15 protein-coding genes and 1 tRNA gene are annotated in these 14,151 nt (G+C 61.2%); 10 read left to right on the top strand and 6 right to left on the bottom strand.

What is annotated here, in order from left to right:
• Positions 1-3: 3 nt before the first annotated feature.
• Both J4D99_RS10270 and J4D99_RS10265 read right to left on the bottom strand, forming a co-directional pair.
• A complete protein-coding gene (locus J4D99_RS10270; RefSeq protein WP_208131609.1) occupies positions 4-1,434 on the bottom strand; it encodes a sensor histidine kinase in 1,431 nt (476 codons plus the stop codon).
• A 19-nt stretch (positions 1,435-1,453) separates the two neighbouring features.
• Entirely contained in the window at positions 1,454-2,140 is a 687-nt protein-coding gene (locus J4D99_RS10265; protein ID WP_208131608.1) for a response regulator transcription factor, read from the bottom strand.
• A 110-nt stretch (positions 2,141-2,250) separates the two neighbouring features.
• Between J4D99_RS10265 and J4D99_RS10260 the strand changes: the two genes are divergently transcribed.
• Positions 2,251-2,919, top strand: coding sequence for a DUF4369 domain-containing protein (locus tag J4D99_RS10260; RefSeq protein WP_208131607.1), 669 nt, complete (start codon positions 2,251-2,253; stop codon positions 2,917-2,919).
• A 22-nt stretch (positions 2,920-2,941) separates the two neighbouring features.
• On the opposite strand, the gene J4D99_RS10255 is transcribed toward J4D99_RS10260, so the two are convergent.
• Complete coding sequence (locus J4D99_RS10255; protein WP_208131606.1) at positions 2,942-3,277, bottom strand: tetratricopeptide repeat protein; 336 nt, start codon at positions 3,275-3,277, stop codon at positions 2,942-2,944.
• A 147-nt stretch (positions 3,278-3,424) separates the two neighbouring features.
• Between J4D99_RS10255 and J4D99_RS10250 the strand changes: the two genes are divergently transcribed.
• The 9 genes from J4D99_RS10250 to J4D99_RS10210 all read left to right on the top strand — a co-directional run bounded on the left by J4D99_RS10250 (position 3,425) and on the right by J4D99_RS10210 (position 11,985).
• Positions 3,425-4,165, top strand: a complete 741-nt coding sequence (locus tag J4D99_RS10250; RefSeq protein WP_208131605.1) for an electron transfer flavoprotein subunit beta/FixA family protein — start codon at positions 3,425-3,427, stop codon at positions 4,163-4,165.
• A gap of 124 nt (positions 4,166-4,289) precedes the next feature.
• Positions 4,290-5,267 (top strand): electron transfer flavoprotein subunit alpha/FixB family protein, encoded by a 978-nt coding sequence (locus J4D99_RS10245; RefSeq protein WP_208131604.1) that lies wholly within the window; start codon positions 4,290-4,292, stop codon positions 5,265-5,267.
• Between the two features lie 246 nt (positions 5,268-5,513).
• On the top strand, positions 5,514-6,149 hold the full coding sequence (locus J4D99_RS10240; RefSeq protein WP_208131603.1) for a bifunctional nuclease family protein: 636 nt from the start codon (positions 5,514-5,516) through the stop codon (positions 6,147-6,149).
• Positions 6,150-6,231: 82 nt separating this feature from the next.
• On the top strand, positions 6,232-7,470 hold the full coding sequence (locus J4D99_RS10235; protein WP_208131602.1) for a pyridoxal phosphate-dependent aminotransferase: 1,239 nt from the start codon (positions 6,232-6,234) through the stop codon (positions 7,468-7,470).
• Positions 7,471-7,521: 51 nt separating this feature from the next.
• Positions 7,522-8,199, top strand: a complete 678-nt coding sequence (locus tag J4D99_RS10230; RefSeq protein WP_208131601.1) for a cytochrome b/b6 domain-containing protein — start codon at positions 7,522-7,524, stop codon at positions 8,197-8,199.
• 66 nt (positions 8,200-8,265) lie between these two features.
• A complete protein-coding gene (locus tag J4D99_RS10225) occupies positions 8,266-8,850 on the top strand; it encodes a TetR/AcrR family transcriptional regulator (protein ID WP_208131600.1) in 585 nt (194 codons plus the stop codon).
• 149 nt (positions 8,851-8,999) lie between these two features.
• A complete protein-coding gene (locus J4D99_RS10220) occupies positions 9,000-9,437 on the top strand; it encodes a BLUF domain-containing protein (protein ID WP_208131599.1) in 438 nt (145 codons plus the stop codon).
• Positions 9,438-9,564: 127 nt separating this feature from the next.
• Positions 9,565-11,421 (top strand): PAS domain-containing sensor histidine kinase, encoded by a 1,857-nt coding sequence (locus J4D99_RS10215; protein ID WP_208131598.1) that lies wholly within the window; start codon positions 9,565-9,567, stop codon positions 11,419-11,421.
• Between the two features lie 141 nt (positions 11,422-11,562).
• Entirely contained in the window at positions 11,563-11,985 is a 423-nt protein-coding gene (locus tag J4D99_RS10210) for a BLUF domain-containing protein (RefSeq protein ID WP_208131597.1), read from the top strand.
• Positions 11,986-12,083: 98 nt separating this feature from the next.
• On the opposite strand, the gene J4D99_RS10205 is transcribed toward J4D99_RS10210, so the two are convergent.
• The 3 genes from J4D99_RS10205 to J4D99_RS10195 all read right to left on the bottom strand — a co-directional run bounded on the left by J4D99_RS10205 (position 12,084) and on the right by J4D99_RS10195 (position 14,142).
• A tRNA-Ser gene (locus tag J4D99_RS10205) sits at positions 12,084-12,171 on the bottom strand.
• Positions 12,172-12,246: 75 nt separating this feature from the next.
• Positions 12,247-13,329: an asparaginase gene (locus J4D99_RS10200; protein ID WP_208131596.1), complete on the bottom strand. Its 1,083-nt coding sequence runs from the start codon at positions 13,327-13,329 to the stop codon at positions 12,247-12,249.
• A 36-nt stretch (positions 13,330-13,365) separates the two neighbouring features.
• Positions 13,366-14,142, bottom strand: coding sequence for a TatD family hydrolase (locus J4D99_RS10195; RefSeq protein WP_208131595.1), 777 nt, complete (start codon positions 14,140-14,142; stop codon positions 13,366-13,368).
• Positions 14,143-14,151: the final 9 nt, after the last annotated feature.

The following is a 14,151-nucleotide window of genomic DNA, read 5'->3' as shown; positions in this document are numbered from 1 at the left end:
ATCTTACGCTTCGGCGGCCAGCCCCCCAAATACCAGCTCGGCTACCGTGCCGCGGCCAGGCTCGGAGCACAACGCGAGGGTGCCGCCGTGCAACGCCGCAATGCGCTGGGCTAGTGGCAGCCCCACGCCGTGGCCCACGACTCCCCGCACCGCCGCCGACCGGAAAAACGGCTGAAACACCTGCTCTAAATCGTCGGCCGTGATGCCCATGCCCGCATCGGCCACGCGCACTACGCAGCCCCCGCCGGGCTGGCAGCGCAGGCTCAGTAGTACCCGCTGGTCGGGGGCAGAGTATTTGAGGGCGTTATCGACCAGGTTGCCCAGGGCACGGGCTAGCAACCCCCGGTGACCCGGCACCACAAAGGCAGCCGGGTCGTCGGGCAGCTCGGCCAGGTCGCCCAGGTCTACCTGCACGCGGTTGCGCTGAGCCGGGGCTACGCCTTCGCGCACCTCCCACAACAGCTCATCAAGGCGCACCTCGTCGGTGAGCGGCACGTTGCCCTCAGCTTGCGCCATGTCAAGCAGGTTGTTAATCAATGTCTTGAGCTGCTGCAATTCGCCCAGCACCGAGGAGGCACCTTCGCGGTAAGCCTCGGGCGAGCGCTCGCGAGCCAGCAGCACCTGCAGCTCGCCGATGCTGGACGTGAGCGGCGTGCGCAGCTCGTGCGAGGCGTTGCGGACAAAGGTGCGCTGGCCCTCAAAGCTGGCTTCAAGGCGTCCCAGCAGGCGGTTGAAGGTGCGGGCCAGGCGCGTGAGGTCGTCGCGCTCGCTGGTGCGCAGGTGGCCTTCGTTTACGCGCTGGTGCAGGTCGCGGGCCGTGATGCGGTCTACCTGGTCGTTGAGGGCCGCGATGGGGGCTAGCGCGCGGCCCGCAAAGCCCCGGCCCAGGAAGAAAATCACGCCCAGGCTCACCACAAAAATCACCCCCATTATCGACGCCAGGCTTTGCATGCGGCGCTGGCCATACACGTTTTCAGCCGCCGCCACAATAATGTAGTCGCCCTGGTTGTCCTGGTAAAAGAGGCCCACGGCCTGGCGCTGGCCTAGCTGAAAATAGTATTCCTTGTTGGCCACAATGCGGGCCAGCACGACGTCGGGCAGGCGCACGCGCTCGTCTTCGGCCACGAAGCGCACCCGGCCGGTGGCGTCGTACACCTGCAAAATCTCATTGCTGAGCGCTTGCAGGTACTTTTTCTCGAAGTCGCGGAAGGCGCTGGCCCGCATCTCGTCTTTTTCGAGGTAGATGTAGCCGGTCACCTGTGCCCGCTCGCGCAGGCGCTGCCGAAACTCGCGCTGCGAAGTGGTCGATTGCAGCACAAACACCAGGGACAGCACCCCAAACAACAGCACGGCCACCACGCCCACAAAGAGCCAGGTCAGACGGTTACGAATCGTCACGCGGTAGAGAAAGGAAAAGCGGGGCGCAGGTAGCATAGCCAGGGCAGCGGGTGTATCAGTCTTCTTCCCGCAGCACGTAGCCCATGCCTACCACCGTATGAATCAATTTCTTAGTAAAGCCTTTATCTACCTTGTTGCGCAGGTAGTTCACGTACACATCAATCACGTTGGAGCCCGTGTCGAACGACTCTTCCCAGGTGTGCTCGGCTATTTCGCCCCGGCTCAATACCCGGCCCTGGTGACGCAGCAGCAGCTCCAGCAAATTAAACTCGCGGGCTGTGAGCTTGATGGGCTGGCCGGCGCGGCTCACGGTTTTGGCAGCCGTGTCCACCGTCAGGTCGGCTAGGGTCAGCTTGTTGCCTTTGGCCGAGCGCCGGTCGCGGCGGCGCGTGAGGGCGCGCACCCGGGCCAGCAGCTCCACAAAGTCGAAGGGCTTGACGAGGTAGTCGTCGGCGCCACCGTCGAAGCCCAGCAGCTTGTCTTGCGTAGTGCCGAGCGCGGTGAGCAACAAAATGGGCAGCTCCTGGTCCTGGGCGCGCACGGCCTTCAGCACCTCCAAGCCGCTTTGCCCAGGCAAAATAACATCAAGGATAAGCAAATCAAATCCTTGCCTCATCGCCAGCCGCTGGCCAAAAGTGCCATCGTAGGCCACCTCCACCTCGTAGCCCTCCTCTTCGAGGCCCCGGCGGATGAAGGCCGATACCTTGGGCTCGTCTTCGACTACTAATATCTTGGTTGCCATACGCTGCAAAGTAACGCGGCGGCTTGCGGAAAATCGGGGGCCGTTGGCGATATACTATATTCGGCCCGCTCAGCGTTTCGCAACTATTCACGCAATTCGCACGCTTTCACATGAAAAACTACCTACTCGGCAGCCTGCTGCTCGTGCCCGCGCTGACCTTTTCCCAAGCTCCTGGGCCTTACGTAGTCAAGGGTAAAGTGGGCGAACTGAACGCGCCGGCCAAAATCTATTTGGTTTACGGCCCGCAGGTGCTGGACTCGGCCACGCTCAAGAACGGCCAGTTTGAGCTGCGCGGTTCCAATGGCTGGCCCCACTCGGCCGAGCTGGTGCTGGAGCGCCAGGGCCACCTGCGCGAGGGCATACGCAATGGCATATACCGTCGGGCATCGCCTGAGCGCGTTTCCGTGTTTATAAGCCCCGAGCCGGTGACCGTGGCTAGCCCCGATTCGCTGCCAAAGGCCCGCCTAACAGGCGGGCCGCAGCTAGCGGCCTACCAGCGCCTCGATGCGACTTTAAAGGCTGCTGCGGCTAAGGCCAAAGCAGCACATAGTAAGGAAGAAAAGGAAGCCCTGCAGCATGAATACGTGCAAACGGCCCATGCTTTTATCAAAGCCAATCCCACCGCCTGGGCTAGCTTGGAGCAGCTAGCCCAGCTTAGCATGCTAGAACCACCACAATACGCCGTGGTGGCGCCACTTTACGAAGCCTTCAGCCCCGAGCTGAAAAACAGCCGGCCCGGCCACTTCTACGGGGAGCAGCTAGCTAAGCTGAAGCACTGATTTACTGCGCAGTTGTCTGGGGCTAGTCGTCTTCGTAATCCAGCCCCAGGCAGCTATTCAGCGCCTGCTGAAGCTCGCTGGCGGCGTGCAGCTGCCCAGCCTTGCGACTTACAATCAAGCCCTTACGGTACACTTGCTCGGCCTCATCCTTCTTGCCGAAGCCTTCGAGCAGCTTGCCGGCGTGGTAGTAGGTGCCCACGTAATCGGGGTGCTCGGTGAGTAGCTTTTCGTAAAACTCCCAGGCGCGCAGCGGCTCGGCAGCCCGGTATTCGGTGGCTAGGGCATAAATAGTGAATGCATCGGTGGGGTCGGCTTCATAAAAAGCTAACAACTGTTGTAAGCGGCTGGGGGCAGTCATGGGCAGTAGTTTTAACTATCTTTGGGGCAAAATTGCGACCCCCGCGCCGCATTCTTGTTTATAGCAGGTCGAAAGACCTTTTCAGGCTTAGCGAATGTTATGCAAGCCGACTATTTTTGCATCTCTTCTCACCCTTACTTTGCTTAGATGAAGTTTCTGGTTTGCATCTCCAACGTGCCTGACACGACCACCAAAATCACCTTCACGCCCGATAACAAGGAGTTTAACAAGGCCGGGGTGCAGTTCGTGATTAACCCCTGGGACGAATACGCCCTCACCCGTGCCATCGAGCTGAAAGAAGCCAACCCCGGCAGTACCGTGACGGTGCTCAACGTGGGCGAGGCCGATACCGAGCCCAACATCCGCAAGGCGCTGGCCATCGGCGCCGACGATGCCATCCGGGTGAACGCCGCGCCGAAAGATGCCTTTTTCGTGGCCGAGCAGATTGCGGCCATTGCCAAAGAAGGCGGCTACGACGTGATTCTGATGGGCAAGGAAAGTATTGATTACAACGGCTTTCAGGTGCACGGCATGGTAGGCGAGCTACTCGGCATTCCGACCGTAGCACCCGCTATGAAGCTGGACATGAGCGGCACCACCGCCACGCTGGAGCGCGAAATCGAAGGCGGCAAGGAAATAGTGCAGGTAAACGCGCCCTTCGTGGCTTCGTGCCAGCAGCCGATGTGCGAGCCGCGCATTCCGAACATGCGTGGCATTATGACGGCCCGCACCAAGCCGCTGAAAGTGGTAGCTGCTACCGGCGACGCCGCCCGCACCCAGGTAACCGAGTACGCGCTGCCGCCCAAGAAGCAGGGTGTGAAGCTCATCCCGGCCGAAAGCGCTGGCGACCTCATCAAGTTGCTGCGCAACGAAGCCAAGGTCATCTAATTATCGTCTGTCATGCTGACGAAGGAGGCATCTTATCACGGCTGCCTTCGCTAGCCCTCTCCTACCCCAATCGGCGCCTGCGTGATAAGGTCGCAGCGCTCAGGATGACAAAACAGAAAAAATCATGTCAGTTTTAGTAGTAGTTGAATGCGATAAGGGCGAAGTAAAAAAGTCTTCGCTCGAAGTGGCTACCTACGGCGCGCAGCTTGCCGCGCAGCTGGGCACCAGCGCTACGGCCATTGCCGTAGGCGAAGCCACCGACGCCAGCCTCGCCAAGCTCGGCGAGCAGGGCATTACGAAAGTGCTCTACGACAAGGAGCCGCGCCTGAAGGACTTCGTGAACAATGCCTACACCAAGCTCATTGCCACGGCGGCGCAGCAGGAAGATGCCAAGGTGATTGTGCTGGCCAACAGCAACATCGGCGCGGCCGTGGGCTCGCGCCTATCTATCCGCCTGCAGGCGGCCCTCGCCACCAATGTAGTCGAGCTGCCCAAGACCGACGGTGGCCAGTTTACGGTAAAGCGCGGTGCGTTTTCGGGCAAGGCGTTTTCGGACGTGGTGCTGAACGGCGACCGCAAGATTATTGCCGTAAAGAAGAACTCCATCGAAGCGCAGCACGAGGCAGGCAAAACGGCCGAGGTGGTTGCCTTCTCGGCCCAGCTCGGCGACGCTGACTTTGCCGATGCGCCCAAACAAGTAGTAATGCAGGACCAGGCCGGCGGCATCTTGCTGCCCGAGGCCGAGCGCGTAGTAAGCGGCGGCCGCGGTATGAAAGGCCCTGAAAATTGGGGCCTTATCGAAGACCTGGCCAAGGCGCTAGGGGCGGCCACGGCCTGCTCGAAGCCGGTGAGCGACGTAGACTGGCGCCCCCACCACGAGCACGTGGGCCAAACGGGCATCACGGTATCGCCGAACCTGTATATTGCCTGCGGCATTTCGGGCGCCATCCAGCACCTGGCGGGCGTCAACTCGTCGAAGGTGATTGTGGTCATTAACAAGGACCCCGAGGCTCCCTTCTTCAAAGCAGCCGATTATGGCATCGTGGGCGACGTATTTGACGTGCTGCCCAAGCTCACGGCTGCTGTGAAAGAGCTGGACTAGGCTAGCCAGACAGCCATTTGCTACCGGAACGTCATGCTGAGCTTGCTGAAGTAGCTTGCTTGCGCCGCTAGGGTCTACTCCCCGACGATGCGAGCGAGACACTTTAGCAAGCGCAGCATGACGTTCTTTTTGCTTTTATTTGAAGGTAAAATCCGCCGAGAAAGCGCGTCGTTACGGCCATCGTTGCTTAATTTGTCGTACAGAACCTCCGTACCAGTTTCCCGGACCTGACCGTCCCCGCGACCCTTGAAAAAAATTCCCCTCGAAATTCTGGGCCTGTCTTCCTCACAGTCGCAGTCCGGCTCGTTTGCCCTCATCCTGGGCGAAAAGCACGGCAACCGTCGCCTGCCGATTATCATCGGCATGTTTGAGGCCCAGAGCATCGCCATCCAGATTGAGAAAATCAGCCCCAACCGGCCCCTTACCCACGACCTGTTCAAGGCTTTTGCCGAGCACGTGCACGTGGCTATTCTCGAAGTAGTTATCTCCGACCTCAAGGAGGGCGTATTCTACTCGCGCATTGTGTGCTCCGACGGCGCTACCACGTTTGAGATTGACGCCCGGCCCTCCGACGCCATTGCCATTGGCCTGCGCTTCGGCGTGCCCATTTTCACGGTTGAAAGTGTACTCAGCGAAGCCGGCATCATCCTTTCAGACCTTGATGAAGCCAGCGAGGAAGATGAGGATGACGACGACACCGACGAGGACGATGATGATAACGAGGGCGAAACCGCGCGGCCGGCGAAAGCGCCCGAGGCGCGCGAGCCCAGCGGGCAGGTGTCGCTCGATGAGCTGACCAAGATGCTGGCGCAGGCGCTGGAGAAAGAAGACTACGAAAAGGCCGCCAAAATTCGAGACGAGTTGAACAAGCGCAACGGCTAGTTCACCTCATCATTTCCGAAGTCCCGGCCGAAGCATCGGCTGGGACTTTTTCTTATTTTCTTTCTGTAAGAAGCTATCAATTATGGCATTATCGGTATCGCAGCGGGGGCAGGATATGCCCGTTTCGCCGTTTCGCAAGCTAGCCCCTTTTGCCGAGGCAGCCAAGGCCCGCGGGCGCAAGGTGTATCATCTCAACATTGGCCAGCCCGACATTCCGACCCCGCCGAGCGCGGTAGAAGCCCTGCGGCAGGCCGACCTGCGCATTATTTCCTACAGCCACGGGGCAGGCACCGAGAGCTACCGCCGCAAGCTCACTGAGTATTATCACCGCGCGGGTATCCCGGTAAACTTCGATGAGATACTCGTTACGACAGCCGGCAGCGAGGCCATCCTGTTTGCGCTGCTCACCTGCCTCAACCCAGGCGATGAGCTGGTGGTGCCCGAGCCTTTTTATGGTACCTACACGGCTTTCGCCATTGCGGCCGGCGTAAAGATTGTGACCGTTACGGGCACCATCGACAACGGCTTTGCCCTGCCGCCGCTGGCTGACTTTGAAGCTGTTATTACGCCGCACACCAAGGCCATTCTGCTCTGTAACCCGAGCAACCCGACTGGATATGTGTACACGCGCCAAGAGCTGGAGGCCCTGCTAGGCCTCTGCCAGCGCCACCAGCTCTACCTGCTGTCGGATGAGGCGTACCGTGAGTACTGCTACGATGGCGCCCGCGCCACCAGCGCGCTCAACTTGGCTGGCGGCGAAGAATACGTGGTGGTACTCGACACCATTTCGAAGCGCTACAGCGCCTGCGGGGCGCGGGTAGGCTCGCTCGTGACACGCAACAAGGCGGTGTTTGAGGCCGCGTTTCACTTTGCCCAGATGCGCATCAGCCCGCCCGGCCTGGGCATGCTGCTGGGCGAGGCCGCCGTGGCATTGCCCGAAAGCTATTTTGCTGAAAACCGGGCTGAGTACCAGGCCCGCCGCGACCTGACGGTGCGGCGCCTGCAAGCTATGCCGGGCGTGCAGTGCCCGGTGCCGGGTGGGGCCTTCTACGTGATGGCCCACCTGCCCGTAGACGATGCCGAGCGTTTTGGCGAGTGGCTGCTAACTGATTTTGCCTACGAAAACCAGACCCTGATGCTCTCGCCGGCCAATGGCTTTTACCAGACGCCCGGCCTGGGCCGCCAGCAGGTGCGGCTAGCCTACATTTTAAACCTGACCGACCTCGACGCCGCCCTCACCTGCCTCGAACAGGCGCTGCTGGCTTACCCCGGCCGCACCACCGAGCTCACCCCGGAGCCAGCCGAAGCCCACGCGGCGTAATAACCCAGACCCGTGGTTTTGCGTCTGTAGCCTGCACTCCAGCTTTTTCCAATGCCCGCCCAAACCGCCCCGCCCGTAGCCGCTACTCATGATTATTCCGTTGCGATGCGCATCTGGCACTGGGCCAATGCCGCGTTGGTGTCGGGCCAGCTGCTAACTATTCTGTTTCAGAAGGTTATCGTGAATGCCAAGCAAGCCGTGCCCGAGTTTCAGCAGGCCATCAGTAAAGGCGGCAGCACGCTCACCGACCAGCAGGGCCGCGCCGTGGCGCACGTTATCAGCGAGCGCATCTGGCAATGGCACATCTGGATGGGCGTGACGCTGGCCGCGTTCTGGCTGTTCTGGACGGTGATGCAGGCCCTAGACCCGGCTGGCCGGCGCTTCGGCGCGCGCCTGCTGGCGGCAGCCCGCCGCTACAAGCTGGCTGCCCCGGCCGAGCACGCCGATGCCCGCCACGCGCTGCTGGCCAAGCTCACCTATGCGGCATTCTACCTGTTTATTACCATTATGGTCGTGACGGGGCTAGCGCTGATTTTTGCCGATGACGTGCCCTTTTTGCACCGCATTGAGCACACAGCCGAGGAGATTCACAACGTGACGATGTACCTGATAATCGGCTACATCGTGCTGCACGTGGTGGGCGTGGTCTGGGCCGATAACCACGATGACCATGGCCTGGTGTCGCGCATGGTGAGCGGCGAAGACCCGCGCACGCCGGACAATGTGTAACAAACAGTTGTTAGCAGCCGAGAGCTAGGGGTAACTTTGTCAGGCTAGCCCTCCCCTATCCCACCCATGCTAAAAACGAAAAAATCGGTCAAGCGCGAGCTTATTCTGGCCGAAGCGGCCAAGCTGTTTAAAGACCGGGGCTATAGCGGCACCTCGATGCGCGACCTGGCCGGGCAAGTGGGCATGGAAGCCGCCAGCATGTACAACCACATCAAGTCGAAAGACGAGCTGCTGGATACCATCTGCTTCCGGATTTCGGACACCTACATCTCGCAGCTGCGCGAGATAGAGCATACCGCTAGCCCCTACAGCGACAAGATAAAGGCGCTGGTGCGCCTGCACATCCAGCTGATGGTGGAGGACAGCGCCGCCGTATCGGTGGCCAACCACGACTGGAAATACCTGCCCGAGCCGCGCCTCACCGAGTTTAAGCAAGCCCGCAAAACCTACGAGAAAGGCTTTGCGGCGCTGATAGAGGCGGGTATTGCGGCGGGCGAGTTTCGGCCGGTGAACGCCTCGGTGGCGCTGTTCACGGTGCTGTCGGCGGTGCGTTGGGTAGAGCTTTGGTACCGGCCGGGCCGGGGCCTTACGGCGCAGGAGCTGGAAAATAATATCATCACGGTGCTGCTGGGCGGCCTGGAGCAGCACTAGCTTTCAGTAGTCCGTTTGGGCATAGTGCTGAGGAGGTTACGGCCCGCCGCAATACCCAGGCTTACTTATGTAGCTGATTCACAAGAAATGGCTTGTTTTAAACGCTACAGGTAATCCCTCCGTACCAGACAGCTCTGCTACCTTACTGTATGAAGCATATTGTATACATCAGCCGTGCGGTCCACCCCCTGTCTGACCGAGAATTGGAGCGCCTGCTCCAACAGTGTCGCCGCGATAATGTCTTACATGGCATTACGGGCATTCTCTTCTATAGCCATGGCAACATTGCGCAGCTTTTTGAAGGGGAGCCGGCTATCGCCGATACCCTCTTTAATCGCATCGCCGTCGATGGCCGCCACTCGCACGTGCAAAAGCTTATCGATAAGCCTATTACCGAGCGCAGCTTTGCCGACTGGTCAATGGCTTTTCACCCTATTGAACCCCAAGGGTTTGCCGCGCTGCAAGGCTTCCTGCTACCCCACCACGTGCCGCCGGCACCCGAGTCGCTGAGCATCGCCGACGCCCTGCTGGTGGACTTGGTGCGGCTGGCAGTTTTTGGCGCCGACCCATCCAAGCCTGCTCACTAACCAGGCCGCGCAAGAGGCCATAGCGCCGGTGGGTAGCTTAGCGCCAAGAGCACGTGATGCGTTGTACCTTTCTGCTACTTCTTTACACTCTACTTGCTTGCGCACCTCATGGCCGCGCGGCTGAGGTATGCCTACCCTTCCTTTTCCACAGCTTCTGCGCCAGCTGCCAGCCGGCGTAGCCACGTTAGAAGGCCCCGAGCTTCGGTTCGGGTTCGTCAACGAAGCGATGTACTCACTGGTGGGTGCAGATGCTGCTGGCCAGCGCATCGCCGACCATCCGGGCGGCCTGCCCCAGGCGCTGCTAGGGGTGCTAGCCCAGGTATATGCCACGGGCCAGCCTTACGTAGCCAAGGCCTGCCTGTGCACACCGGCCCCCGATGCGGCAGACTGCCGGTATTATGACCTGGCCCTGGAGCCCTACCGCGACGAGCAGGAGCGGGTGGCCGGCTTGCTGCTGCTCGCCATTGATGTGAGTGAGCAGGAGGCTACCCGCCAGCAGGCGCACGAGCTTTCGCTCGTGACGCGCCGCCTCGATGCCCGGCTGCGGGTGCTTACCGAAACGGCGCCGCTTATCACGTACACCCTTGATGCGCAGGGACGCTGCCGCTACGCTAGCCCCCAGTGGTATCGGTTTACGGGCCAGCCCCCTGCGGCCGACCTGACGGCCATCTGGCCGTTGCTCATCCACCCCGACGACCGCCTACGCGTGCTCTACGAGGCCGCCGCCGCCCGCCGCTCGGGCACGGGCTGGAACTACGAGTACCGCCTGCGGCGCTACGACGGGCAGTACCGCTGGATGCTGAGCCGCGCCCTGCCCGAGGTACACCTGCCCGACCCGCCCGTGTACTGGCATGGGGCCCTTACCGAAGTGCACGACCAGCGCGAGCTAGCCGATGCTTTGCGCCGGGGCGAGGCCGAGGTGCGCTTCCTGGCCGATAGCATTCCGGAGTTAATCTGGACGGCCTCGGCCGAAGGGTTTATTGATTACTATAACCACTATACCACCGACTACTCGGGCCTGAACAAGGAAGACCTAGGGCCCACAGGCTGGGTAGGCCTGCTGCACCCTAGCGAGCAGGCCGAAGGCGCCCGCCGCTGGATAGCGTGCGTGGCCAGCGGCGAGCCCTACGAGGGCGAATACCGCATGCGCCGGCACGATGGCATTTACCGCTGGCACATTATCCGGGCCCGGCAGCTCGCCGATGGGCCGGTACTGCGCTGGTTTGGCACGTGCTCCGACGTGCACGACCAATACCTGCTGCGCCAGGTGCTGCAAACGCAGTACGATGAACTGGCGCGCGCCCACCACGACCTCGATACGTTCGTGTATGCCGCCTCGCACGATTTGCGCCAGCCGGCCCTGAACCTGCGCGGGCTTTTCGATGAGCTACGCCGCACGGCCACCTTCGCCGACCCCGACCAGGCCCAGCTATTGGCCATGGTAGATGGCGCCCTCACGCAGTTTGATACCACGCTGCACGACCTGGCCGTGACCGTGCAAACCCAGCGCGCCCAGCAAGACCCGGCCGAAGTGCTCGACGTGGGGCTGATTCTGGAAGAAGTGGTCCTTGGCCTGCAGCCGCAGGTGCTGGCCCGCCAGGCCCGGCTCGATATAGATGTGGCCGCTGCGCCGGGCCTCGTCTACGGCCGGGCCAACCTGCGCTCGGTGGTGCACAACCTGGTCAGTAATGCCTTGAAATTCAGCCACCCCGACCGGCCACCCCACATCGTGTTGCGCAGCTACCTCACCCCAGATGGCGAGCCCGCGCTCGAAGTGCGCGACAATGGCCTGGGCATGACCCTCACCGACGCGCGCAACCCCGTGTTCCAGCTTTTTGTGCGTCAGCATACCCACATCGAAGGCACCGGTGTGGGGCTGTATCTGGTGCAGCGTATTGTGCGTAGCCACGGTGGCCACGTCGAGGTGGCCAGCACCTTAGGCGAGGGTACTACGTTTACTATCTTCTGGACCCGGCCGGCGTAAGCAGGTAGGTCAGCCGGCCACTTACGGCGCTCTGCATCCTACTCCTACTGTTTTCGGCACCTTTCTTCACTTCCTGGCTTTAGCTTGCCCTAGCGCTGGTTGAGCATCTGCCCTGGTAGCAAACAGCTAATTCTTAATTCGATGCACCACATTATCTATTTGAGCCAGGCTACCGTACCCTTTGATAAAGCCCAGCTGGAGCACTTACTCGTGCAGGCCCGCCAATTCAACGCGGCGCATGAGCTGACCGGCATCCTGCTCTACGGCAACGACCAGTTTTTTCAGGTACTGGAGGGCGACCAAGCAACGGTGCATAGCCTCTACGCCCGCATTTGTGAAGACCCCCGGCACCGCAACGTTACTACCTATGCCGATAAGCCTATCGTAGCGCGTGCCTTTCCCGACTGGCAAATGGCTTATCACTCCCTGCCTCCCCAGCAGTTTTTAGAATTTGCCAGCTACGTTTCACCCGATGAGCTGCGGCTGGAGCACCCCAGCCTGAGTATCGCCGACACGCAGCTGCTTCAATTACTACGCACCTTTGTGCTGCCCGAAAGTGCCTAGGCCTAGCTGGATAGAGCCAGTCAACTTAGCGAGGCATTCCCGTTAAATAGAAAATCCGTTGTAAATACTTGATTTACAGCGGATTTCAAAAAAAATAGCAGAGAGGATGGGATTCGAACCCACGATAACCTTTTGGGCTATACACACTTTCCAGGCGTGCTCCTTCGACCACTCGGACACCTCTCTGAATGGGGGTGCAAAGATAGGCTGAAAAGCCGGCACTACCGCGCTCCGAGCTCCAGCAACCCGTTTTTGTGCGGGCTAGGGGGTGATTTCGCCCCGCAAATCCTGGCTGAGCAGTTGGCGCGTCTCGGCCTCGGCCAGGCCCTGGCCCAGCACAAACATGAGCTTGGTAATGGCCGCCTCGGTGGTGATATCGTCGCCCCCGATAATGCCGAGGCTGGCGAGGCGGGCGCTGGTTTCGTAGTGGCCCTGCACCACGCGGCCTTCCTCGCACTGGCTTACGTTGAGCACAAACAAGCCGCGCTGCTGCGCCCGCGCCAGGCTAGCCAGAAACCACGGCGCGGTGGGGGCATTGCCCGAGCCGTAGGTTTCGAGCACGCAGCCGCGCAGGCCAGGCACCCCTAGTATCGCCTCTACCACCGCTTCGGTGATGCCCGGAAACAGCCGCAGCACCGCTACTTTTTCTTCGAGCCGGGCGTGCACTTTCAGCGGGCTTGCGGGCAGCGGGCGAATGTCTTTGTCAGTAAACGTCAAGCCGATACCGGCGCGGGCTAGCGGCGGGTAGTTCTCACTCTTGAAAGCCGCAAACTGCTGGCTTTCCACCTTTTTGGCCCGAGTACCCCGAATAAGGATATCGTTGAAAAACACGCCCACCTCGGGCACGCGCACGGTGCGGGCCAGGGGGTGGCGGGCGGCGGCTATCTCCAGGGCTGTGAGCAGGTTACGCGTAGCATCGGAGCGGGTTCGGCCCACCGGCACCTGCGCCCCGGTAAACACCACGGGCTTGCCTAAGCATTCGAGTAAAAAGCTGAGCGCCGCCGCCGAGTAGGCCATGGTATCGGTGCCGTGCAGCACCACGAAGCCATCGAAATCGGCGTAGTGCCGGCCGATGAGCTGGGCTAGCTGCAGCCAGTCGGCGGGCGTCACGTTGCTGCTGTCGATGAGCTGGGGCAGGGTCAGCAGCTCCAGCCGGTAGGGCAGCTGGCGCAGCTCGGGCATTTTGCGGTCGAGCTTGCCGAAGTGCATGGGTACCAGCTCCTGGCGGCGGTTCACGGCCATGCCCACGGTGCCGCCCGTGTAGAGAATGAGCAGGCGCGGCGCGGCCAGGTCGGTAGCCTCGGCGGCAGTGGCTAGGGTAAGAAGCGGCAGGTCGGGGAGCATCAGGGCTGCTAGGGGCGCCGAAAGCGGCTGAGGAGGTTAGGAAGGGAGGCCGAACAAGGCCTGCGCATTGCGGGTGGTAGCCTCGGCCACGGCTTCGGGCGACTGCCCTAGCAGCGAAGCTACGCGGTGCAGCACCAGCGGCAGGTAGGCCGGCTCGTTGCGCTTGCCGCGGTAGGGCACCGGCGCCAGGTAGGGGCAGTCGGTTTCCAGTACCAGGTGCGCCACGTCGAGGTGGGGCAGCACCTTATCCAGGCCACCATTTTTGAACGTAGCTACGCCGCCGATTCCCAGCTTAAAGCCCCCTAGCGCGATAATGCGCTCCGCCTCGGCCAGCCCATCCGAAAAGCAGTGAAATACCCCGCGCAAGGTGCCATCCTGCGCCTCCGCTACTAGCTCAAAAGCCTCTTCGAAGGCGCTGCGGGTGTGCAGCACAATGGGCAGGTCGTACTGCTTGGCCAGGGCTAGCTGCACACGCAGGGCCTCTTGCTGCTGCGGCAGGTAAGTTTTATCCCAATACAGGTCGATACCGCATTCGCCCACCGCCACAAAGGGGCGCTGGGCCAGCCAGCCTTCTACCAGCTGCAATTCCTTTTCAAAGCCCGGCCCAACCGAGCACGGGTGCAGGCCCATCATGGCCTGGCAGGTTTCGGGGGCGGCGGCCTCCAGCTCCAGCATGGCATCGATGGTCGAGTGGTCTACATTAGGCATTAAAATGGTGCCGACGCCGGCCGCCACGGCCCGGTGCAGCGCCTCGGCCTGGTCGGGCTTGAACTGCTCGGAGTAGAGATGCGCGTGGGTTTCTATCAATTTCATAATCAATAT

Origin of the sequence: Hymenobacter sp. BT559, assembly GCF_017571525.1 — a bacterium.
Taxonomy (GTDB): Bacteria; Bacteroidota; Bacteroidia; order Cytophagales; family Hymenobacteraceae; genus Hymenobacter; species Hymenobacter ginsengisoli.
The sequence above is the reverse complement of the archived record's forward strand: the minus strand, read 5'-3'. Positions and strand labels throughout refer to the sequence as shown.

Bases quoted from the DNA above. Each gene is read 5' to 3' on its own strand.
- J4D99_RS10270 (WP_208131609.1), bottom strand. From the start codon at position 1,434: ATGCTACCTGCGCCCCGCTTTTCCTTTCTCTACCGCGTGACGATTCGT.
- J4D99_RS10265 (WP_208131608.1), bottom strand. From the start codon at position 2,140: ATGGCAACCAAGATATTAGTAGTCGAAGACGAGCCCAAGGTATCGGCC.
- J4D99_RS10260 (WP_208131607.1), top strand. From the start codon at position 2,251: ATGAAAAACTACCTACTCGGCAGCCTGCTGCTCGTGCCCGCGCTGACC.
- J4D99_RS10255 (WP_208131606.1), bottom strand. From the start codon at position 3,277: ATGACTGCCCCCAGCCGCTTACAACAGTTGTTAGCTTTTTATGAAGCC.
- J4D99_RS10250 (WP_208131605.1), top strand. From the start codon at position 3,425: ATGAAGTTTCTGGTTTGCATCTCCAACGTGCCTGACACGACCACCAAA.
- J4D99_RS10245 (WP_208131604.1), top strand. From the start codon at position 4,290: ATGTCAGTTTTAGTAGTAGTTGAATGCGATAAGGGCGAAGTAAAAAAG.
- J4D99_RS10235 (WP_208131602.1), top strand. From the start codon at position 6,232: ATGGCATTATCGGTATCGCAGCGGGGGCAGGATATGCCCGTTTCGCCG.
- J4D99_RS10230 (WP_208131601.1), top strand. From the start codon at position 7,522: ATGCCCGCCCAAACCGCCCCGCCCGTAGCCGCTACTCATGATTATTCC.
- J4D99_RS10225 (WP_208131600.1), top strand. From the start codon at position 8,266: ATGCTAAAAACGAAAAAATCGGTCAAGCGCGAGCTTATTCTGGCCGAA.
- J4D99_RS10220 (WP_208131599.1), top strand. From the start codon at position 9,000: ATGAAGCATATTGTATACATCAGCCGTGCGGTCCACCCCCTGTCTGAC.
- J4D99_RS10215 (WP_208131598.1), top strand. From the start codon at position 9,565: ATGCCTACCCTTCCTTTTCCACAGCTTCTGCGCCAGCTGCCAGCCGGC.
- J4D99_RS10210 (WP_208131597.1), top strand. From the start codon at position 11,563: ATGCACCACATTATCTATTTGAGCCAGGCTACCGTACCCTTTGATAAA.
- J4D99_RS10200 (WP_208131596.1), bottom strand. From the start codon at position 13,329: ATGCTCCCCGACCTGCCGCTTCTTACCCTAGCCACTGCCGCCGAGGCT.
- J4D99_RS10195 (WP_208131595.1), bottom strand. From the start codon at position 14,142: ATGAAATTGATAGAAACCCACGCGCATCTCTACTCCGAGCAGTTCAAG.